This is a genomic window from Bradyrhizobium sp. 2S1 (assembly GCF_011516625.5).
In the GTDB taxonomy this organism is placed as follows: Bacteria; Pseudomonadota; Alphaproteobacteria; order Rhizobiales; family Xanthobacteraceae; genus Bradyrhizobium; species Bradyrhizobium septentrionale.
The window spans coordinates 3,867,375-3,885,636 of record NZ_CP147717.1; the positions used below are offsets into that span (position 1 = coordinate 3,867,375).

Below are 18,262 nucleotides of genomic sequence, written 5' to 3' on the forward strand. Positions count from 1 at the left end.
AGGTCCGGCTAGCTGTAATGCAGGCCGATGACGTCGGCGACGCAAGCGGGGCGCGTGCCGCCCTCCATCTCGATCGCCACGCGGTAGTGAACCCTCAGCCCGTTCGGCGGCACGTCGACCGCTTCGACGATGCTGACGCGACCGCGCAGCTTTGATCCAGCAGGGACTGGCGCCAGATACCGGATCCGGTCCGCTCCATAATTGATTGTGTTTTTCAGCCCTTTCAGGCCCATCACCGAGCGGATGAACATCGGTGTCAGGCTGAGCGACAGAAGGCCATGCGCGATGGTCATACCTCCAGGCATTTCGGCCTTCGCGCGCTCCTGGTCGACATGGATCCATTGCTCGTCGCAGGTGGCATCCGCGAATTTGTTAATGCGCTCCTGCGTTACCTCCAGCCAGTCACTGACGCCGATTTCGGTGCCTACCGCTGCCTTGAGTTCGTCAAACCCGTTAAAAATCCGCATGGCGTAGGCTCGCTCTCTTCAGAGGATCATTTCCGGAACTGCATCGGGAATTGTGAGCTCGGCGTCCGTCACCGCCAGGACCTCGGCGACCGTTAGGCCCGGCGCCGTTTCCAGAAGGGTCGCGTTGCCACCCGGGAAGGCGATCACCGCAAGATCGGTCACCACGAGATCCACGGCGCGCGCGGATGTCAGAGGCAAGTTGCACCTGGCGACGATCTTCGACTTTCCCTTTGCCGCATGTTGCATGGCGACGATGACGCGCTTGGCGCCGCCGACGAGGTCCATGGCGCCGCCCATGCCTGGCACCATTTTACCCGGGATCATCCAGTTGGCGAGGTGGCCGGCGGCGTCGACCTGCAGGCCGCCCAGCACCGTTATGTCGACGTGACCGCCGCGGATCAGGCCGAACGACATCGCACTGTCGAAAATGGCCGCTCCCGGCAATGCGCTGATCGGCTTGCCGCCGGCATCGGTTAGCAACGGATGGGTCATGCCCTGTTCGGGAATTGGACCAGTGCCGATCAAGCCGTTCTCGGACTGGAAGAATACCTTGAGCTCGGCGGGAACGTAGTTTGCAACCAGGGTCGGAATCCCGATGCCGAGATTGATGAGGTTGCCGGGCCGTAGTTCCCTCGCTACACGACGCGCGATGATGGTTTGTGCATCCATGGGTCACCCGTTTGCGACGAGATAATCGACCAATGGTCCCGGCGTGATGACGTGATCGGGAGCAATGACGCCGACCGGAACGATATGTTCGGCGGTCACGATCACGGTATCGGCTGCCATCGCCATGACTGGATTGAAGTTTCGTGCAGTGAGAGCATAGGACAGGTTGCCGGCATAGTCGGCCAGGAAGGCGTGTACGAGCGCGAAATCGGCGCGCAGCGCGGTCTCCAGCAGATATGGCTTGCCGTTGACTTCGATCTTCTGTTTGCCTTCCTCGACCAGCGTGCCGACGCCGGTAGGCGTCAGCACGCCGCCAAGACCGCAGCCGCCCGCGCGGATGCGTTCAACGAAAGTGCCCTGCGGAATCAGGTCGACCGTGATCTGTTTGCCCAGCATCTGCTGCTGCGCCTTCGGATTCAGCCCGATATGGGTGCCGATCATGCTCGACACCTGCGAGCCCTCGAACAGTTTGCCGACACCCTTGCCGGGCGTTGCCGCATCGTTACTGATTAGCACCAAGCCCGATTTGTTCTGTCGGACCAGTTCGTCAAGCAGGCGCTCCGGCGTGCCCACGCCCATGAAGCCGCCGACCATGACGCGCGCGTTGTTCGGGATCATCGCAACAGCTTCTTCGGCGGATACGGCCTTCATGTTCAAGCTCCCGCAATCGGTCCGAGGTAGCATGGTTCAGCGAACACTGTCGTTTGGCGTGATGGCAACGTTGATCTGGGTCAAAGTCAGGGCGTCATTCGTCGTCTTTGCGGCGCCCAATCCCGATAGATCTGTGCCTGGATTAGGCGGCTGCTTTCAAATTCGATGCGGCGCAAAGCCGGAGCCGTTTCGATTCAGCGTGGGTCATGGACAAACGACCGATACCCATCGGTGGTGAACAGATCATCACCATCGCGTTGCTGGTGATCTTCGCGCTGGTGCATTGAGGCGGAAAGCCGAGTCCTTGACGTCGAGATGGGAGTGGCTGATAGCGCCCGGGATTAAGCGTGGATCAGAGGCAAAATGTTCATCGAGGCGAACGTCGACAAGCGCCGGCTCCTTGGCGGTGCCGATGAGACGGGACAATCTGTCCGGTGAGACCGATGGGTATGACGACATGGTGCGCCCTTGGTGAACAGGACGCGATGCTTGGGCATGTCGCCTCGCGGGGAGATCGCTTTCCCCGAGCGAAAATACAAACCGACCATGGATAGCAATGTCAACCTGCTGAGTAGTTGCTCAGATCACAGGTAGTTTTACAGGTTAGTTGGAACCTTTGGATCGCATCGGCTCCTGCTTGCGCACGTTTCCAATGACGGTTTTTGGGTCAAACAAGTCGGATGACGCAACCGTGACGTCCGCTTAAACCCCGTCACCAGACTTTCGATAGCCAGCGCGGCCTTTCCGAAAAGGGCCAAGAAGAGACATGGCTTTAGTACATGATAACGGGCATCGCCTGAGACATTCGTCCAGCTCAGACGGCAGCTCCGGCCAGCAGGAAAGCGCCGCCAAGCGCGACCATCACAAGTCCAGGCCAACTCGATTTGATGCCGAAGCCACTACCCGGTCTTTCAGGTTCCAGCGTGTCCCGCCCGGAGCGAAGCCACCTTCCACCGCTCAATCGGCCTTGCCAGATTGGCCGATACGCCATCTGGAGCACGCCGCCGAAAACCAGGAGCACACCAAGCCATATGAGGGTCATGCTCTCCTCCCGCACCAGTGAAAGCCAACAGGTTGCTCCGCCGGGAACCGTGGTTCGTTCAACGTCTGCCGGCTCTCTCGGAATTAGAACGACCTTGAGAGCCGCCGGACGCGCCAGCGCGCCGCACGTAGGCTGGGGATCACGCTCTCCGATCCTGCTCAGTCTTCGTCCGGCTCGCGCACGACCGGCGGTTCGTCGGTTCGGTCCTCTTCGTCGTCTTGCTCTTCGTCCTCTTCGTCGTCATCGGGATCTCGGGGTGGCATCGTGTTGCCCATGATCGCGAAGACACGCCGGTCGATCCTGGTGGGAACTACCTCGGGGATTTGTAGGGTCATGTGTTGCTCCTCGGATGTGACCCTGAGGCACTTTACCCCTTTTTCGGAGGGGCAGACACGGAATTGGCGGGCCAGAACCGTCGCGCACGTTCTGCAGTCTCAATTTTCCAGGGAGCCACGCACGGTCATTCTGGCAAATCAGCCCTCTCGAAAGGCGACTAAGCCTCAGTTCGCGGCCCAGCGCTGTCCCTAGGAACGGCCAACCGCGTGACCGATTACATCATGGGACGTCGCCGACCGCAGCACCGACATCGCCCGCGCGCAAACACCTTGCGGCGCACCGACGGAACAGCATCACATGTGAGAAATTCGCGGAACGAACTGGCTCGTCAGTCTTTTCTGGTTTTAGGGAGGTGCCCATGACGACTTCTCAAGCCATCGAAGGCGCGTGTGCGTTCGCTTGGCGGAACTACTTGCTGCTCCACGCCGGTATCAGCGAGAACGATAGCAGGCGTTCCGCCCTTTATCGCTACGTCACCAATCTTCGTGATACCGGCGAATATGATTTCGATCTCTTGCAAATAGCGGCAGTCGCTTACTTGAAAAAACTGGACGAATTGTATGACGACCGAGGTGCGAGACTCGCGGCAGATCGAGTTTTGGCCGAGTGTTTAGAATAACGCAGTGCACAACCCGACACTTAGCTTTGGGCCACAACACCAGAGCAGAAGGAGTAGACTGCATGGCAGACAAGACCTCTAACGTAGACCGTTTCGCGCGCGACCCACAAAGGCGCATCACCGAAGCGACAGCAATCGGCATGAGTGCCTTGAAGCCAATAATGCACTTTCAGGTCTCAATGCTGAGGATGTGGGCCGACAGTATCGAGAGGTTCGCGGGCAATTACGAGAAGGGGTTTGAAGAAACCGCGACCACTGTCGAGGAACGGTCGGACAAGGAACGGGCCGCGTAAATTAACGCGAATGGTTAGGCGGAATCCTAGTTGGGTCAAAACCCGCCCAGCGCGGCCAACTAGACGACGAGCTGACGTTACGATGGTCAAAGAGACCGTCGGCTGTGAGCCAAGAGCGGACTCACGCGCCGCAGTATCAGCTTGTCCTCCTTAAATCGAGTTCGCCGGGATGGATCGCTCATCGCTGCTGTGTTCTTCGGCCTTGCGCTGTGCGGTCCCGGTCATTTCGACGGCCTCCGCTCGATGTCGATGGTTGCTAAGCCCTGCAAATCTCGCCGTCATCGCGGATCAGCCGCAGACCCGCACCCGGCGGATCCGCCAGCCATTGCCATTCCAGAAACGTTGCGTCACCCATTCGAAACTGCCAAAATCGTCGTATGGCCCAGGACTCGCTCCGTAAGGTGCGGGCCAATAGCGATCCGAAACCGAGACGCCGGGGGCGACATTACGTCGGGCGCTTGCGGGCGTTGCAACGAGCGAACCGGCAATCGTCGCGACTGCGACAAAAGCAGCAAACGTCATCCTCATCCTAGGCCCTCCCGCGGTTTCGACACCAGCTCTGAGACCAGCCAATTTCTGGTGAAGAAGAAAGACCATAGGCGCGAGATAATTTAAAAGCTACGTAAGCCTCATTGAGGCAGATGGCTGTCAATCGGCCTGCAAATTTGACCCCTCATCGGCGTCCAATTTTGACCCCTTCGTGCGGCGGGCTTTGCTGGTAGCGCTCGTCTCGTCGGAGCTGGCCGGGATAGCGGAGGCGAGACGAGCGCGGGTGGCGTGATCGTCGTCTCGGCTCTTGAACCGCCAGCTATCGTTGCCGGTCTCGACAATGTCGCAGTGATGGGTCAATCGGTCGAGCAGCGCTGTGGTCATTTTGGCGTCGCCGAACACGCTCGGCCATTCGCCGAAGGCGAGATTGGTCGTCACGATGACGGAGGCGCGCTCATAGAGCCGGCTGACGAGGTGGAAGAGGAGCTGGCCACCGGACTGGGCGAAGGGCAAATAGCCGAGTTCATCCAGCACGATGAAGTCCATCCGGGTCAGATGCTCGGCGAGCCGTCCTTGCCGTCCGTTGCGGGTCTCGGTCTCGAGGCGATTGACGAGGTCGACTACGTTGAAGAAGCGGCCGCGGGCACCGGATCGGATGCAGCTTCTGGCGATGGCAATGGCCAGGTGGGTCTTGCCTGTGCCGGTGCCGCCAACCAGCACGACATTGCGTTGCTGGGCGATGAAGCCGCCGCTGGCGAGATCATTGACGAGAGTCTGATTGATCGGCGTGCCGTCGAACTGGAAGTCGGCGATGTCCTTGGCAAGCGGCAGCTTGGCAATGGTCAGCTGGTATTTGATCGAGCGGGCCTGCTTCTCGTTGATCTCGGCGTTAAGCAGGTCGCCGACAATGCGCTGAGGTTCGTGCTGGCGCTTGACGGCAGTTGCCATGATCTCGTCGAAGGCAGCCTTCATGCCGTAGAGCTTGAGCTCGCCCATGAGGTCGAAGATTTGGGTTCGTTCCATCAGATGGTCCTCCGGAGGTTGTCGTAGCGGGCACAATCGGCGATCGGTGCATGACGGAGCGTCAGTGCGGCCGGCGTCATGATGTTGGCCGGTGGGGCGGGTTCACGTTGACGGGCCAGGATGTTGAGCACGACATCGGCGGAATGGACGCCATGACCGAGCGCTTCGGCACAGGCCGCTTCCACCGCGGACAGACCGTCAGTCAGCACCGCGGTGAGGATGTCGACCATCTGCCGATTGCCATCGTCGGTGCTGGCAAGCTTGCGCCGGATCCGCTCGATCGCGGCCGGCAGCACCCAGTCTTTGAAGGGAGCGCCGTTGCGCAAGGCACCGGGTTTGCGAGCCAGCACCGGCACATAGTGCCAGGGATCATAGGTCGTCTCGCCGCGGCCAAAGGATCGCGGGTGCTCGGCAACGATGCGTCCATCCTGACGGATCACGATGCGGTCGGCATAAGCCTGGACTTCGACCGGCCGTCCGACTGCGCTGGCTGCGACCGAGTACTTGTTGTTGTCGAAGCGCACCAGGCAGGTCTTCGAGACCGATGCCGTCACCGCATGGAAGCCGTCGAAGCGGCCGGCATAGGGAACGAGCTTGGGACGCTCGGCTTCGAACACTTCCCAGATCGTCTGATCGACCAGCTCCGGGTGGCGATGAGCCTTGGCGTAGGCGATGCATTTGTCGAGCAGCCAGGCGTTTAACTCGTCGAGGTTTTTGAACCGCAGCCGCGGCGTGAAGAAGCGCTCCCGGACCAGCCCGACCTGGTTCTCGACCTGCCCCTTCTCCCAGCCCGACGCCGGCGTGCAGGCGACCGGATCGACCAGATAGTGGCTGCACATCTGCAGGAAGCGGCGATTGTAGAGACGCCCTTTACCGACGAAGATCGTCTCTACGGCGGTCTTCATGTTGTCGTAGATGCCGCGGGTGCAGGTGCCTTTGAACAGAGCGAACGCCCGGTCGTGGGCGTCGAACACCATCTCCTGCGTCTCCCGCGGATAGGCCCGCACGAACAGCATGCGGCTGTGACAGAGCCGGACATGGGCGGCCTTCACCATCACCGTGGTCCCGCTCAGCAAGACCACCTCGTGGCTCCAGTCGAACTGGTAGGCTTCGCCTGGGGCAAAGCTCAGCGGGACATAAGCCGCCGCGGTCGATTGCCCGCGTTCTTTGCTCCACCGCCTGGCGTAACGCCGCACGGCATCGTAACCGCCGTCGTAGCCGCGGCCGCGCAGCTCTTCGAAGATCCGGATCAACGTCAGCTGTTCACGAGCCGATTTGGCCGCGTTCGCCGCCAGCAATCCGTCAAGCTCTACTGCCCATCGTCCCAGCTTTGGCCGCGGCTGCACCTGCCGCTCGTACTCGAAGGAGGTCTCTCCCGACCTCAGCACCTTCCGGACCGTGTTCCGCGACACCTTCAGGTCACGGGCGATCTCCTTGATCGTCTTGCCCTTGATGAAGTGCTCGCGCCGGATCCGGGCAATTGTCTCCACGATCAGCATCCCCCACCACCTGCTTCGTTCCAAAGCAGGCAGCGCAACAGATCAATCTGTAGGGGGTCAATTTTGGACGCCGATCCCCCGGCTTAGGGGGTCAATATTGCAGGCCGAATGACAGATGGCGGCTCTCTCGTGAACAGATCGTTTCCGGCCTGCAGCATCTTCACGTAGGTCCCGCTTTCGTGCTTCTCCAGCCAATCGTGCTCGATGGCGTAATTGAGCCCGGCGGTGTACTCGGCTGGCGAAGCGCCGTCCTTGTCGATGAACGGATAGTTGATTCTCTCGATGTAGATCCGGCCGTCCTGGATCGGCTCGAACGCTCGAGCGTGCTCCATGATCCTGCGGGCAGCCGTCTCGGGATCTGCCCAGAGGCGCGCTTCCTTCATGTTCATCGTCGGATTCCATCGCGCTTCTGCGCGGCGTAAATGTGTGGGGTGTGGATTTGGCTCTCAGCGGGCCGATGGCTATCAAATGTTGCGCCACACGGACAGCGCATCAGCGACGATGGCTGTTGAGAAGGCAGCTTTTCGCCGCGCGCCCACATGGCCTGCTTGCGCTCGATCCAGTCGCGCTGGTCTCGCCAGGCCTGGAAGTCCGCCTCTGTCAGGGACGGCAGCAGTAATTCCCATTCGGCCTCGAACGCCGCGCGCGCCTGGTTGAAGGTCCCGGCCGGGCCGCCGGTCGATCGGTCGCATCCCGGATAGAAGCCGCATTTCCATTCCCACTGTTCGGCGTGGTTGAGAGCTGGCTCCGCAAATTCGGACAGTAGCTTGAGTGGATTTTCTGCCTGACAGCGGCGAGGATTCTTGCCGCGAATCAGGAGCGAAGATGACGAAGAAGAGCCGCCGGATGCATTCTCCGGCATTCAAGGCGAAGGTTGCTTTGGCTGCGGTCAAAGGCGACAAGACGCTGGCGGAGCTGGCGCAACTGTTTGATGTTCATCCGAACCAGATCACGATCTGGAAAAACCAGCTCCTGGAAGGCGCCGCCGGCGTGTTTGGGCATGACAAGGCGTCGGCCGAGACGCCGGTCGATTTGAAGGCGTTACATGCCAAGATCGGCGAGCTGGCGTTGGAAAACGATTTTTTGTCCGGCGCGCTCACCAAGGCGGGCCTGCTGAGCGCAAAGCGATGATCGACCGCGGTCATGATCTTTCTATCGTGCGCCAGGCGAAGGTCCTGAAGCTGGCTCGCAGCACGGTCTACTATGAACCTCGGCCAGTTTCGGCCGAGGACCTTGCCTTGATGCGTCGGCTCGATGAGCTGCATCTCGATTATCCCTTCGCGGGAGCGCGTATGCAGCGATCGTTGCTGCGGCGGGAGGGCGTATACGCCGGTCGCCGCCACATCGCGACGCTGATGAAGCGCATGGGGATCGAGGCGGTCTATCGTCGCCCGAACACGAGTAAGCCGGCACCGGGTCACAAGATCTACCCGTACCTGTTGCGCGGATTGAAGATCGAGCGGCCCGACCAGGCGTGGGCAATGGACATCACCTACATTCCGATGCGGCGTGGCTTCGTCTATCTCGCGGCGGTCGTCGATGTGTTCAGCCGACGGGTCCTGGCCCATCGCGTCTCGATCACAATGGAGGCGGCCTTCTGCGTCGAAGCGGTCCAGGAGGCGTTGGCGAAGCACGGCAGGCCCGAGATTTTCAACACGGACCAGGGCAGCCAGTTCACCAGCCTCGAGTTCACCGATGTGCTGCTGGACGCGAAGATCGCCATCAGCATGGACGGCAAGGGCGCCTGGCGCGACAACGTGTTTGTCGAGCGGCTCTGGCGCACGGTCAAATACGAAGAAGTTTATCTCCGCGCCTACGACAGCGTGTCCGAGGCGCGAGCGTCAATTGCCAAGTATCTGGCCTTCTACAATCAGGGACGCCCTCACTCGAGCCTTGACGGGCGCACGCCCGACGAGGCTTACTTCGGCACGCAAGCTATGGTGATGGCCGCATGACCGTCGCCGACGATTTTGTCGTCGCTCTGGTCGGGCTACGCCCTCCCGACGCAACGACAAAATCGTAAGGCCCCGCGTTCAGCATAACCCGGCAGGAATCCACTTAAATCCCGCGGGGCGCTGTCCAAACAACCGGCGCCAGCTCTGTCATCGAGTCCCAGCGCTCGTAGTAACGCCGCCACATCCCGACGCCCTGACCAGGGCTTTGCGCCGGAATGAAGCGGGTGAAAATAGTCCGCTCCGGATGGGCCGACGTAATCGCAACGACATTGGGCAAGACACGAGACAGCCAGGGCATCGTCCAATCCGTGCCTATCGCGAACATCCTTTGCATGTCTACGCAGATATGAACCGCGTTTCCGGGCGCGCCGTAGCGGAGTTCATCACCCTTTGACATGGATGCGTCCTCAAAGCCGGTTTCAACGGAGCGGTAGGAGCTTGGTTCCAGCGAGGGATGGCCGAGGCAGCGGCGCCGTGGTGGCAGCGAAGAATCGCACCGGCTATCGACCGCGTTCGTGGCGGGACGACGGCAAGCCCCGAAGCTTTCGCGGGAATTTTTAGGACCGATCTGGCCCCACGGTGTCTGCCATCTTGGCACCTCTGACGCCGAGTGGCTTGGGCCTTCCGGGCGTGCTGTCGCGAACAGTCTGATGCTCCATCTCGGCGTTGAGCTCTGCGCCAAGCAATATCGTGATCGCCGAAATCCAGAGCCAAGTCATGAAGCCGATGACCGCTCCCAAGGAGCCGTAGGTGGCGTTGAAGGTTCCGAAATTGGCGGCGTAGAAGGAGAAGAGGACTGAGGCAACAAGCCACAGGACGGCGGCTGCGGCGCTGCCCCAGGTGATCCAGGACCAGCGTGGCGCCTGCCGACTTGGGCCGAAGCGGCAGATGCAGGCGAGGGCGAGTGCCAGCGCCCACGAAGAGAGCCGGCCAGCGACCAATCCGGATCAGAAGGTCGGGCGGTGTTCGACAGACCTACTACTGCAACACCACCGGGATCACGACGACCCCGCCGAGCGCCGCAAGGACGAAGGCAATCCCTCCGACTGTGAATCCTACCGGCGACTTCGTCGAGGTGCTTGGCGATGCTGGCGGGATCGGCAAACAGGCCGTAGATGGCGACGAGGGCGGCAATCGCGGGAAAGCTCGCGAGCAGGCTGTAGTAGGTCATGCCGGCCGCGAGCGCGAGAATGCGGTGCTCACCGATGTTGCCGTAGACGCGCCATCCTCGTGCCGGGATTTGGGCGGGGGAGCTGGCGTGCCGTCCGCGATCTTTACCCTCGGTCGCCATCTCGGCGGGCGAGGCATGTCGGTCGGTTTCTCGGTTTTTAGGGAACGCTTCGTCCTTTTCCGGCTGGGCGAACCGGTCGGGCGGGACGATGCGATCCCACAGAAAAGCGACAGCCATCAGACCTCTGCCGCCAGACTCCATCCGGTGCCCTCCGCGCGTCGGGCTCCAATCTTTCCGGGTTCTGCCGTCACATCCTCCGCGAACTTCAATCTCACCGCGGAGGTTGGGTTCCTGCTCAAAGGCTCCATCGGCCTCGCAGCGATTTCAGCGGCAGCGAAATCCGGACGCAGAGACCTTCAGAGCGCCAGTCGCGCTCGATCTCGCCACCGCTCCGCTCGATTGTGGTTTTGAGCACCTTCGTGCCGAAGCCGGTGGTGGCGGGCACCTCAACTTCGCACGCGTCGTGTCCAGTCCAGGTCATCCGGACCCGGTTCGCATCCGTCACAAGTTACGGCACGCAGCCGCCTTCGTGGCTTACGGCCGTTCCCTGAGCGTGGTGGCGGACGCCGGGCGGTGGAGAACCGGGCACCCACTTCCGCGTTATGGAATCTGTAGATCGAAAAACCAGAGGACCGATGTCTCTTCTCACTGTGAAACCGACGAAGATCGACGAGAGGATCGCACGGACGGTGGCGCGCAAGACCAACTATCGCGTGGAGGAAATTGCACGCGGGTTAACTTGGGGCGCCGACGAGAAAATCCTTCTGGCGTTGGCCGCTGCGGGCTGGATGGCCACCCGTACGAAACAAAGGCCGCTGCGCCGCGCCGGCAACCATGCGCTGCTGGTCGCGGCAATAGCATCGCTGCTGCCGCACGTTATGAAGTCGGTCTTCGACCAGACGCGGCCGGACCGAAGGACCGTGTTGGGACATATTCACGGGATCTCGTTCTCCGGCAAGCGCGAAGACGCCTTTCCGTCCGGACACGCGATGCACATGGGCGCGCTCGCATCGGCGGCCGGTCCCCTGTCTCCGTGGCCGCGCCGTGCGATCTGCGCGCTTGCGGTCGGCCTCTGTTTGACGCGCATCATCGTGCTGGCGCACTGGGCAAGCGACGTCGTCGTCGGCTTCGCCCTTGGTGTGGCGCTCGAACGAATGCTTCGCCTGTGGACCGGCTATCCCGCCAAGGAGACAGATGATGCCGATACTTGAGGACCTGAAGGAATACGCAGAGCGTGCGACCGGTCTCCGCCGCCCGGGCAGGCGGCAGGCTTTCGGGCTCGCGCGGCCCCGAAAGCCCCATACCGTTCGGTTCAAGGACGATGGCTTGGTGCCCAACCATCCGCGCTGGCCGCTAATGCTCTACCGAGGCGTCGTCGGCCTCGACGAGCAGCATGATCCGGCGGCGGTGCTCGAAGACCTGTTCGAGGCCAACGGCTGGGGGGATAGCTGGCGCGACGGCATCTACGACTACGTGCACTATCACTCACGGATTCACGAGGTGCTCGGCATCGCCCGCGGCAAGGGCCGAATACGCTTTGGCGGCAGCAAAGGCAGGATATTCACGCTGAAGGCCGGCGACGTTGCGATCCTGCCCGCTGGAACCGGGCATCAATGTCTGTCGGCGGACAAGGACTTCCTGGTCGTCGGCGCCTATCCCCCGGCGGGCACCTACGACGAGTGTACAACCGCCGAGGAACGTCGGCGTGCGCTGAAGACCATCCCGAAAGTACCGGTGCCGCGCAAGGATCCGGCCTACGGCGCCGCAGGGCCGCTCATGAAGCTTTGGAAGAAGCAGAAATGAGCGAGTATGTCCTCCGTTTCCTAATCGGAGGCGCCGTCGTGTCGGCGTTCTCGATGCTGGGCGATGTCTTGAAACCGAAGAGCTTCGCCGGTCTGTTCGGGGCGGCGCCTTCGGTCGCGCTCGCAACACTAGGCCTCGCGATCTATCAGCACGGCGCCACCTACGCCGGTTCGCAAAGCCTTTCCATGATGGCCGGCGCGGTCGGGCTGGTGGTCTACAGCATCCTAGTTTGCCAGCTCCTCGTGCGTGAGGGGATGCGGGCGTTGCCGGCGACAATCGTCTCGATTGCCGTCTGGGTGGGCGTAGCCTTCGGTCTGTGGGTGCTCGCGGGAGGGCAGGCGTGAGGCTCCCGATCAAGGTCACGCCCTCGTCGCTGCGTGAAGGGCGGTGGTACGAATACTTGGTGCGTTTCGCCCTGGGCGGCGCTGCCACCGTGTTCACGGGGCTTATCAGCGGTTCTTACGGACCCTCGATCGGAGGTCTCTTCCTCGCGCTCCCGGCAATCTTCTGCGCCAGCGCGACCTTGATCGAGAAGCACGAAATCCGTCGCAAACAGAAGGCTGGTCTTGAAGGGAGGCGGCGAGGGCAGGAGGCCGCCGCACTCGACGCCGCCGGTGCCGCGCTGGGCGCTTTCGGCATGCTCGCCTTCGCCGCAGTGTTCTGGCTCCTCGTGGAGCGAAACGTGGCATGCGCGTTCATCGGCGCTTCCCTGGCTTGGCTGACGGTGGCAGTCACCGCCTGGCTCGTGCGGCGCCAGGTCCGCGTCGTCCGGTTAGCTCAAAGAGAAAGCGGCCCCGCGCTGTCGCGGAGCCGCTGAAACCATCTTGAATTTCAATCAAGCTGCGTTCGAAGCCTTGGCTTGACGCCTTGCGCAGCGACACCGTGTTGAGCTTGGTGTTGGCCGCCCTCTTCGTTCAGATTAGTATTGAGGAAGCGCGCGATCTCGTCGTGACCAAGTTCCTGTTCTAGATCGCTTGGGACTACCGCGATCCGGACGGAACCAAGGTTCGGGCCATAGGTTGCAGGTGCGGCAATAAGCACACTTCGTCCGCTTTTGCAGGGCGACGGGTTAGCGGACCTAAAAGAAACGCTCTTGCGCGAGGCGGACGCTCCATCTTCTCGCCAGAGCTTGCAGTAGCCGCCTAGGAACGCACCCGTTCCCGAACGATTAAAACAAAATGCGCTATCGAAAGTGGACTGCTGAAGAAGTTGAGCGACTGAAAGCTTTGATCGCTGCGCGCGCGAGTGCTAACCGCATCGCAGTCGCACTGAGGCGTCCTGTCCATTCGGTTTATCTGCGGGCCCGCAGCTTGGGTCTGCCCCTTCCAACTCGCACAGAAGAGCGCACACGAGCTAGAAATTTGCTTAAGTCCAGCGCAAGCTCGCAAAGCTAAACGGCCGCCTGCTTCATCCTCGATGCGTCCCGCATTTAGGTTAGTCGTCGGTTAAGAAGCCGATTTGAGTGGTGTGCGGTGGCTGGTGACTGAGAAGAAGGCAGCCAGGAAGAGGTACCAAAGAGCCCTTAGCCAGGCGAGGATGCGGCGGAAGTTGTAACCGACGGCGGAGAGGATGACGTTGGCGGCATCGCCGGCGCGGCCTTTGAGGTAGCAGCGGCCGCGGTGTCCGTCAGCCTTCAAATGGCCGATCACGGGCTCGATAGCGGAGCGGCGCCGCAGCTGGCGCTTGATAGTGCCGAAGACGCCGCGCTTCTGGCCGGAGATGAAGACGCGGCGCGGGTTCTGTGCGTCATGGCCGCGGTATCCCTTGTCGACAAAGGCGCACTGGATCGCGCAGCCGGTGAGTGTCTCGGTTCGGTCGATGACGTCCCGCAGGGTGTGACCGTCGTAAGGGTTATCGGGCAGCGCCTTGGCGTGCAGCACGAACTGGCCGCCGGGAGCAGGCCGGTTGTTGGTGACGATGGAAGCCTTCACGCCGAACTCGTAAGGCGCGCTGGCCTTGCCCTTGCCGATGCACTCCACCTCGGGGGCATGGAAGGAATACAGCTTCCAGCCGCGCTGGCGCTGCTGCTGCGAGCGGATCTGCGTGGCCCGGCTCAACGGGAGTGCGAACGCCTCTTCGAGCGCATCCTGGCCTTCGATCTTGCGGCGGATGTCGCGGATGATCCGGCCCAGGCGGCTGCGCAGGATGCGCAACTGCCGCTGGTGCCGCTTGAACTGTTTGGCATGGGCGTAGCGTCCCGCCATCATCGCGGTGGCCTTGGCGATCCGAGAATAGGATTGCCGCAGCCGCACTCCGTGCTTCCTCGCTAGGCGGTTGAGCCCCTGGATCGCCGCATGCAGCAGCTTGGCATCGGTCGGAAAGGTGATGGCCTTCGGCTGCACCGTGGTGTCGACCGTGACCCGCTCAAGGTCCTTGCCGCGTAACGCGCCGACGTCGTGCGCCACCCGCAGGCTCTCGGCCAATAGCAGTTCCAGTCTGTCGCCGAGCCGCTTGCGCCAATGGCTCAGGTCCGAGCGCTCGTGCGGGAATGCGTGCTGGAAGAACTCTTCGCCAGTGAAGTACTGGAAATACGGGTCGTGGACCCAGCGTTCGCATACCCCCTCATCGGACAGCCCGTAAATGTGCTTGAGCAACAACAGCCCGATCACGAAGCGGGTCTCAATCCCCGGCCGGCCGTTCTCGCTGTAGAGCGGCGCGATCTCGCCGTCGATCCAGTCCCAATCGATCTTGCCGGTGAGCCGGACCAGCTCGTGCTTCAGATTGATGATCTGGTCGAGCCGCGCCCGGAAAAAATCGTTCGCTCCCGTCGTTTTGTGCTTCTTCGGCCGCATCGTGCCCTCCGATGCGGACAGGGAATCATGCTTCGCCCGTCGAGGGAATCTCGAAAACGAAATTGCAAGCTTCCGATGCACAAAACACCAAAACCTTGCAATCTCAGAACGTCATTCCAGCCAAATTACGATTCCAGATCAGTCGCCTGGAAGCTTCTTAACGGGCGACTAGGTTACTCGACCGCCGGGCCGCGCGAACTCTTTCGTCAAGACCTGTGCGGTCAAGTTGATCGAGCAGATGCTGGCTAGACGGACGAAACCCTCAGCTTGCGGGCACGGCAAAAATCCTTAAGCGGCCTAAGGCGCCTAGTGGCACGAAAGCCGCGCCGGTCGATCGTCGGGGCGGCCCGGCTTGGAGTACTGTTAACGCTTCGCAGGCGGCCCGCTCTTGTTGCCGGGCAACCCTTTCACGTTCGAAGAATCCTGCTGCTGAACGTGCTCGTTCTGAGGATTCGAGCCTACGGTGCTTGGCCCGGCGCAGGCCCGTTCTTGTTTCCTGGCGAGCCCGCTATGCCGGTGCCGGAATTTTGACACCCGGCGCCCGGCCGCCTTCGATCGTGTGGGCCACGGTCCGAGTGGTGTCCCTGGCGGTAAGGTAGCAACGTCTTCTCCGATGGTCTCATAATCGGGAGCATAATCGAAGGAACGCATAAAGTATCTCTCCGTTTAAGGGGCAGGAGAGGCCCAATGAACAGACGGATTGACGAAGCAGTAGCGGCGCGCGCCTATAAGCTTTGGGAGAAGGCCGGCAAACCGGAAGAACGGGATGAGGAGTTCTGGCATCTGGCCGAGCAGGAATTGCTCAACGAGGATAAAGGATCGCCGCTGCGGACCCCGGATACGTTGTGACCAACCTTTGCTGCGAGTGCGAGGGGATTGGCGGAGCGGATGGCGAGAACGCGCGGTAACGACCAACCCGGATTAGGCTATCACTTGAAGGTGCATTCCTTCCGCACAATCACGGCGATCCTGGCATGGGTGTTGATCGTAGCCGCCTTCTACGAGAAGCCGGAACTGCTAACTGGCGCACAGCGCATTCTCCAACGCGGCATTGAGACGATCGGCGACGCCATTCCGCCCCCTTGGGGACCTCGCATCGAATTCGTCTTCCGGGAGATAGGTGGCCTGATCTGGCTCCAGATTACATTGGTTGTCCTCGTCCTACGGATCGGTCTTTCCACGATCGCCGGGCTTTGGCGGATGACCGCGCGCCGCGACCGGGTTCTGTATCGGTCCGAAGAGTAGCACGGCATCTGCATGTGGCGCGTAGACCATGACCATGACCACCACGATAGGATCGACCGATGGAACCAGCGACCCTGCCTGCTACCGCCTTCAAGTCGCCGGCGATCAGCCTTTCAGGCGTCGTCGACTACAATATGTACACCGCGTTTCGAACGCAGTTCGACAACGCAGCCGATAAAGACTGTCATTCGGCCTGCAATATTGATCCCCTAAGCCGGGGGATCGGCGTCCAAAATTGGACGCCGATGAGGGGCGCATTGCCTCATCGAAAATGTTACCGAACAATTCCGCTGATGACTGGGGCGGCGTTACCGAATCAGGTCGGTGGCGCCAATGGCGAGCGGGATCAGCATGGGCGCAAGGCGCGAGGTGTTGGCCGTGGTGGCGAGGCGCTACCGTGCGGCTGGACGAGTTGAGAAGGGACGGATCCTTGACGAGTTGACAGCAACGACGGGTGGGCACCGCAAGCACGCGGTGCGAGCACTGTCGGTTGCCGGAAGGGACAGGCCCAGACCACCACTGGACGAAGGGGCAACGAGCCCAACCGAACCAGCGACAAGTCGGCGACGCAAATACGCCAGCGTGCGCGACGCGCTGATCGCGCTGTGGGAAGCCTCCGATCGCGTCTGCGGTAAGCGCCTCGTATCGATGATCCCAGTGCTGTTGCCCGCACTCGAGCGGCATGGCCGGCTGAAGCCAACGAGCGCAGAGCGTGCGCTGCTGACAACTCTGAGCGCGGCGACGATCGATCGGATGTTGATCGACGTTAAAATTGCGGCTGCTGGGGGGCGCCGGCGGCGAGTCGGATTCTACTCGGCGATTCGACGCGAGGTGCCGATCCGCACTTTCAATGACTGGGCAAACCCGCCGCCAGGCTTTTGCGAGATCGACATGGTCGCGCACGGTGGGACCAGCGTCGCCGGCTCGTTTATCCAGACTTTGACCATGGTGGACATCGCAACAGGATGGACGGAATGCCTGCCCCTGGTGACACGCGATGGCAGCCTCGTCGTGGAAGCGATGACGCGAGCACAGGGCCTGTTCCCGTGGGTGATCTGTGGCGCCGACTTCGATAACGACAGCGCGTTCATGAACGACGTCGTCGTTCCATGGTGCCGAGCACAGAAGATCGAGGTAACGCGGTCACGTGCCTACAAAAAGAACGATCAGGCTTTCGTGGAGCAGAAGAACGGTGCGGTGGTCCGGCGGCTCGTCGGATACGGGCGCTTCGACGGGGTCGAGACGGCCCGCGTGATGGCACGTCTCTACGCGGCGGCGCGCCTGCTGGTGAACTTCTTCCAGCCGTCATTCAAGCTCAAAGAGAAGCGCCGCGAGGGTGCCAAGATCATCAAACGCTATCATCCGCCTGCCACACCATACGAACGTGCACTGGGGCACCCGAAACTCCCATCAGCGGTCAAGCGCCGTCTGCGCCAGACGTATCGGACTCTCGATCCCATACAATTGCTTGCCACGATCCGCACGGCGCAGGAAGAGCTCGGCGAACGGATCGGCAAGCGCGGTCTTGCGAAGGTTCCCACCGTATCGCCGGCTGATCCGCTCTCGTTTGCCCGATCGCTCGGCACGGCGGCAAACACCGCCGAAGTGCGGGCCACGCACCGCCGGCCGAAACGGCGATACAAAAAGCGTATTCGCATGCCCTCGAAGCTCGATCCCCATCTCGCGATCATCGAGAACTGGCTCGCCGTCGAGCCACAGCTCACTGCACTGGCCATCGTGGGCAGGCTCGCCACGATCGATCCTTCGATGTTCAGCGACAAGCAGCATTCGATCGTTCAGCGCCTGCTTCGGTCCCTCCGGCGGAAGGTGGCGGAGACAGCCATCGTATCCATGCCCGTGGATGAAATACGGCCCGAGGCTGTGGACGGCGCTGCGTGTGATGAGCACTCCGCCCCGCCCACAGCCTCTCCACCGAGCTGGCCGCGGCTCGAGACCGGTCTGGGGCAGTTCGTAGACCTTCATCCCGGGTAACATTACTTCCTGAGGCAATACGAGGGGGCAAATTTGAACGCCGATTGACAGATTTGAGCGAAGCCTAGTCGCGCGAAGGCGAGGAAATGTGCTCGGCTTCAGCCCGCAGCCGTTCAATCGTGTTGCCGCAAAGTAATCCCTGCGCGCATGCATGAA

Annotated in this window: 22 protein-coding genes and 2 pseudogenes; 11 read left to right on the forward strand and 13 right to left on the reverse strand. The window is 61.5% G+C overall.

Going from position 1 to position 18,262, the window contains the following annotated elements; genetic code table 11:
- Positions 1 to 8 precede the first annotated feature (8 nt).
- The 4 genes from HAP54_RS18275 to HAP54_RS18295 form a co-directional block, all read right to left on the reverse strand.
- The gene (locus tag HAP54_RS18275) at positions 9 to 467 is read right to left on the reverse strand and encodes a MaoC family dehydratase (protein ID WP_029084595.1); all 459 of its coding nucleotides are present in this window, start codon (positions 465 to 467) and stop codon (positions 9 to 11) included.
- An 18-nt stretch (positions 468 to 485) separates the two neighbouring features.
- Positions 486 to 1,136 carry a 3-oxoacid CoA-transferase subunit B gene (locus HAP54_RS18280; protein ID WP_166302434.1) on the reverse strand — a complete coding sequence of 217 codons (651 nt, stop codon included), beginning with the start codon at positions 1,134 to 1,136 and terminating at the stop codon, positions 486 to 488.
- A 3-nt stretch (positions 1,137 to 1,139) separates the two neighbouring features.
- Positions 1,140 to 1,787, reverse strand: a complete 648-nt coding sequence (locus tag HAP54_RS18285; protein WP_166302437.1) for a CoA transferase subunit A — start codon at positions 1,785 to 1,787, stop codon at positions 1,140 to 1,142.
- A gap of 1,200 nt (positions 1,788 to 2,987) precedes the next feature.
- Positions 2,988 to 3,164, reverse strand: coding sequence for a hypothetical protein (locus HAP54_RS18295; RefSeq protein ID WP_165127410.1), 177 nt, complete (start codon positions 3,162 to 3,164; stop codon positions 2,988 to 2,990).
- Between the two features lie 359 nt (positions 3,165 to 3,523).
- Between HAP54_RS18295 and HAP54_RS18300 the strand changes: the two genes are divergently transcribed.
- On the forward strand, positions 3,524 to 3,784 hold the full coding sequence (locus HAP54_RS18300; RefSeq protein ID WP_166302439.1) for a hypothetical protein: 261 nt from the start codon (positions 3,524 to 3,526) through the stop codon (positions 3,782 to 3,784).
- A gap of 62 nt (positions 3,785 to 3,846) precedes the next feature.
- A complete protein-coding gene (locus HAP54_RS18305; protein ID WP_165127406.1) occupies positions 3,847 to 4,077 on the forward strand; it encodes a hypothetical protein in 231 nt (76 codons plus the stop codon).
- Between the two features lie 288 nt (positions 4,078 to 4,365).
- On the opposite strand, the gene HAP54_RS18310 is transcribed toward HAP54_RS18305, so the two are convergent.
- From HAP54_RS18310 to HAP54_RS18330, 5 genes and pseudogenes are all read right to left on the reverse strand, one after another.
- Positions 4,366 to 4,605, reverse strand: a complete 240-nt coding sequence (locus HAP54_RS18310; RefSeq protein WP_166302442.1) for a hypothetical protein — start codon at positions 4,603 to 4,605, stop codon at positions 4,366 to 4,368.
- Positions 4,606 to 4,725: 120 nt separating this feature from the next.
- Positions 4,726 to 5,589, reverse strand: a complete 864-nt coding sequence (istB, locus tag HAP54_RS18315) for an IS21-like element helper ATPase IstB (RefSeq protein WP_166294386.1) — start codon at positions 5,587 to 5,589, stop codon at positions 4,726 to 4,728.
- 8 nt (positions 5,590 to 5,597) lie between these two features.
- Positions 5,598 to 7,088 (reverse strand): annotated as a pseudogene (gene istA / locus HAP54_RS18320) (IS21 family transposase); the annotation flags it as partial.
- Positions 7,089 to 7,171: 83 nt separating this feature from the next.
- Positions 7,172 to 7,477, reverse strand: a complete 306-nt coding sequence (locus HAP54_RS18325) for a hypothetical protein (protein ID WP_166302445.1) — start codon at positions 7,475 to 7,477, stop codon at positions 7,172 to 7,174.
- On the reverse strand, positions 7,474 to 7,950 hold the full coding sequence (locus tag HAP54_RS18330; protein WP_166302448.1) for a hypothetical protein: 477 nt from the start codon (positions 7,948 to 7,950) through the stop codon (positions 7,474 to 7,476). Before HAP54_RS18330 ends, HAP54_RS18325 begins: the two co-directional genes overlap by 4 nt.
- Here HAP54_RS18330 and HAP54_RS18335 point away from each other — a divergent pair.
- A protein-coding gene (locus HAP54_RS18335; RefSeq protein ID WP_166204126.1) for an IS3-like element ISRj2 family transposase occupies positions 7,914 to 9,043 on the forward strand; the annotation gives its coding sequence in 2 pieces (ribosomal slippage) (positions 7,914 to 8,166 and positions 8,166 to 9,043; 1,131 coding nt in all). The two genes, HAP54_RS18330 and HAP54_RS18335, sit on opposite strands and share 37 nt — an antisense overlap.
- Before the next feature lie 103 nt (positions 9,044 to 9,146).
- On the opposite strand, the gene HAP54_RS18340 is transcribed toward HAP54_RS18335, so the two are convergent.
- From HAP54_RS18340 to HAP54_RS52525, 3 genes and pseudogenes are all read right to left on the reverse strand, one after another.
- On the reverse strand, positions 9,147 to 9,440 hold the full coding sequence (locus HAP54_RS18340; protein WP_224741879.1) for a hypothetical protein: 294 nt from the start codon (positions 9,438 to 9,440) through the stop codon (positions 9,147 to 9,149).
- A 160-nt stretch (positions 9,441 to 9,600) separates the two neighbouring features.
- Positions 9,601 to 10,549: pseudogene (locus HAP54_RS52520) on the reverse strand (YihY/virulence factor BrkB family protein).
- A 20-nt stretch (positions 10,550 to 10,569) separates the two neighbouring features.
- Entirely contained in the window at positions 10,570 to 10,719 is a 150-nt protein-coding gene (locus HAP54_RS52525; protein ID WP_166302450.1) for a hypothetical protein, read from the reverse strand.
- 190 nt (positions 10,720 to 10,909) lie between these two features.
- On the opposite strand from HAP54_RS52525, the gene HAP54_RS18355 reads away from it, so the two are divergent.
- The 4 genes from HAP54_RS18355 to HAP54_RS18370 are packed head-to-tail and all read left to right on the forward strand — an operon-like array spanning position 10,910 to position 12,894.
- The gene (locus HAP54_RS18355) at positions 10,910 to 11,485 is read left to right on the forward strand and encodes a phosphatase PAP2 family protein (RefSeq protein WP_166302453.1); all 576 of its coding nucleotides are present in this window, start codon (positions 10,910 to 10,912) and stop codon (positions 11,483 to 11,485) included.
- Positions 11,472 to 12,077 carry a cupin domain-containing protein gene (locus tag HAP54_RS18360; protein ID WP_166302455.1) on the forward strand — a complete coding sequence of 202 codons (606 nt, stop codon included), beginning with the start codon at positions 11,472 to 11,474 and terminating at the stop codon, positions 12,075 to 12,077. The genes HAP54_RS18355 and HAP54_RS18360 overlap by 14 nt, the downstream gene beginning before the upstream one ends.
- Positions 12,074 to 12,421: a DUF3147 family protein gene (locus HAP54_RS18365; RefSeq protein ID WP_029084926.1), complete on the forward strand. Its 348-nt coding sequence runs from the start codon at positions 12,074 to 12,076 to the stop codon at positions 12,419 to 12,421. The genes HAP54_RS18360 and HAP54_RS18365 overlap by 4 nt, the downstream gene beginning before the upstream one ends.
- Positions 12,418 to 12,894 (forward strand): DUF3147 family protein, encoded by a 477-nt coding sequence (locus tag HAP54_RS18370; RefSeq protein ID WP_035978340.1) that lies wholly within the window; start codon positions 12,418 to 12,420, stop codon positions 12,892 to 12,894. Before HAP54_RS18365 ends, HAP54_RS18370 begins: the two co-directional genes overlap by 4 nt.
- Positions 12,895 to 13,522: 628 nt before the next feature.
- On the opposite strand, the gene HAP54_RS18375 is transcribed toward HAP54_RS18370, so the two are convergent.
- The gene (locus tag HAP54_RS18375) at positions 13,523 to 14,869 is read right to left on the reverse strand and encodes an IS5 family transposase (protein WP_166298615.1); all 1,347 of its coding nucleotides are present in this window, start codon (positions 14,867 to 14,869) and stop codon (positions 13,523 to 13,525) included.
- A 687-nt stretch (positions 14,870 to 15,556) separates the two neighbouring features.
- Between HAP54_RS18375 and HAP54_RS18380 the strand changes: the two genes are divergently transcribed.
- The 4 genes from HAP54_RS18380 (at position 15,557) to HAP54_RS18395 (ending at position 18,106) form a co-directional block, all read left to right on the forward strand.
- Positions 15,557 to 15,718 carry a DUF2934 domain-containing protein gene (locus HAP54_RS18380; protein ID WP_084518397.1) on the forward strand — a complete coding sequence of 54 codons (162 nt, stop codon included), beginning with the start codon at positions 15,557 to 15,559 and terminating at the stop codon, positions 15,716 to 15,718.
- 39 nt (positions 15,719 to 15,757) lie between these two features.
- Positions 15,758 to 16,114 carry a hypothetical protein gene (locus tag HAP54_RS18385; protein WP_166302458.1) on the forward strand — a complete coding sequence of 119 codons (357 nt, stop codon included), beginning with the start codon at positions 15,758 to 15,760 and terminating at the stop codon, positions 16,112 to 16,114.
- Positions 16,115 to 16,173: 59 nt separating this feature from the next.
- Entirely contained in the window at positions 16,174 to 16,530 is a 357-nt protein-coding gene (locus tag HAP54_RS18390) for a hypothetical protein (RefSeq protein WP_166302461.1), read from the forward strand.
- Positions 16,531 to 16,696: 166 nt separating this feature from the next.
- Positions 16,697 to 18,106: an integrase catalytic domain-containing protein gene (locus HAP54_RS18395; protein WP_166293515.1), complete on the forward strand. Its 1,410-nt coding sequence runs from the start codon at positions 16,697 to 16,699 to the stop codon at positions 18,104 to 18,106.
- Positions 18,107 to 18,262: the final 156 nt, after the last annotated feature.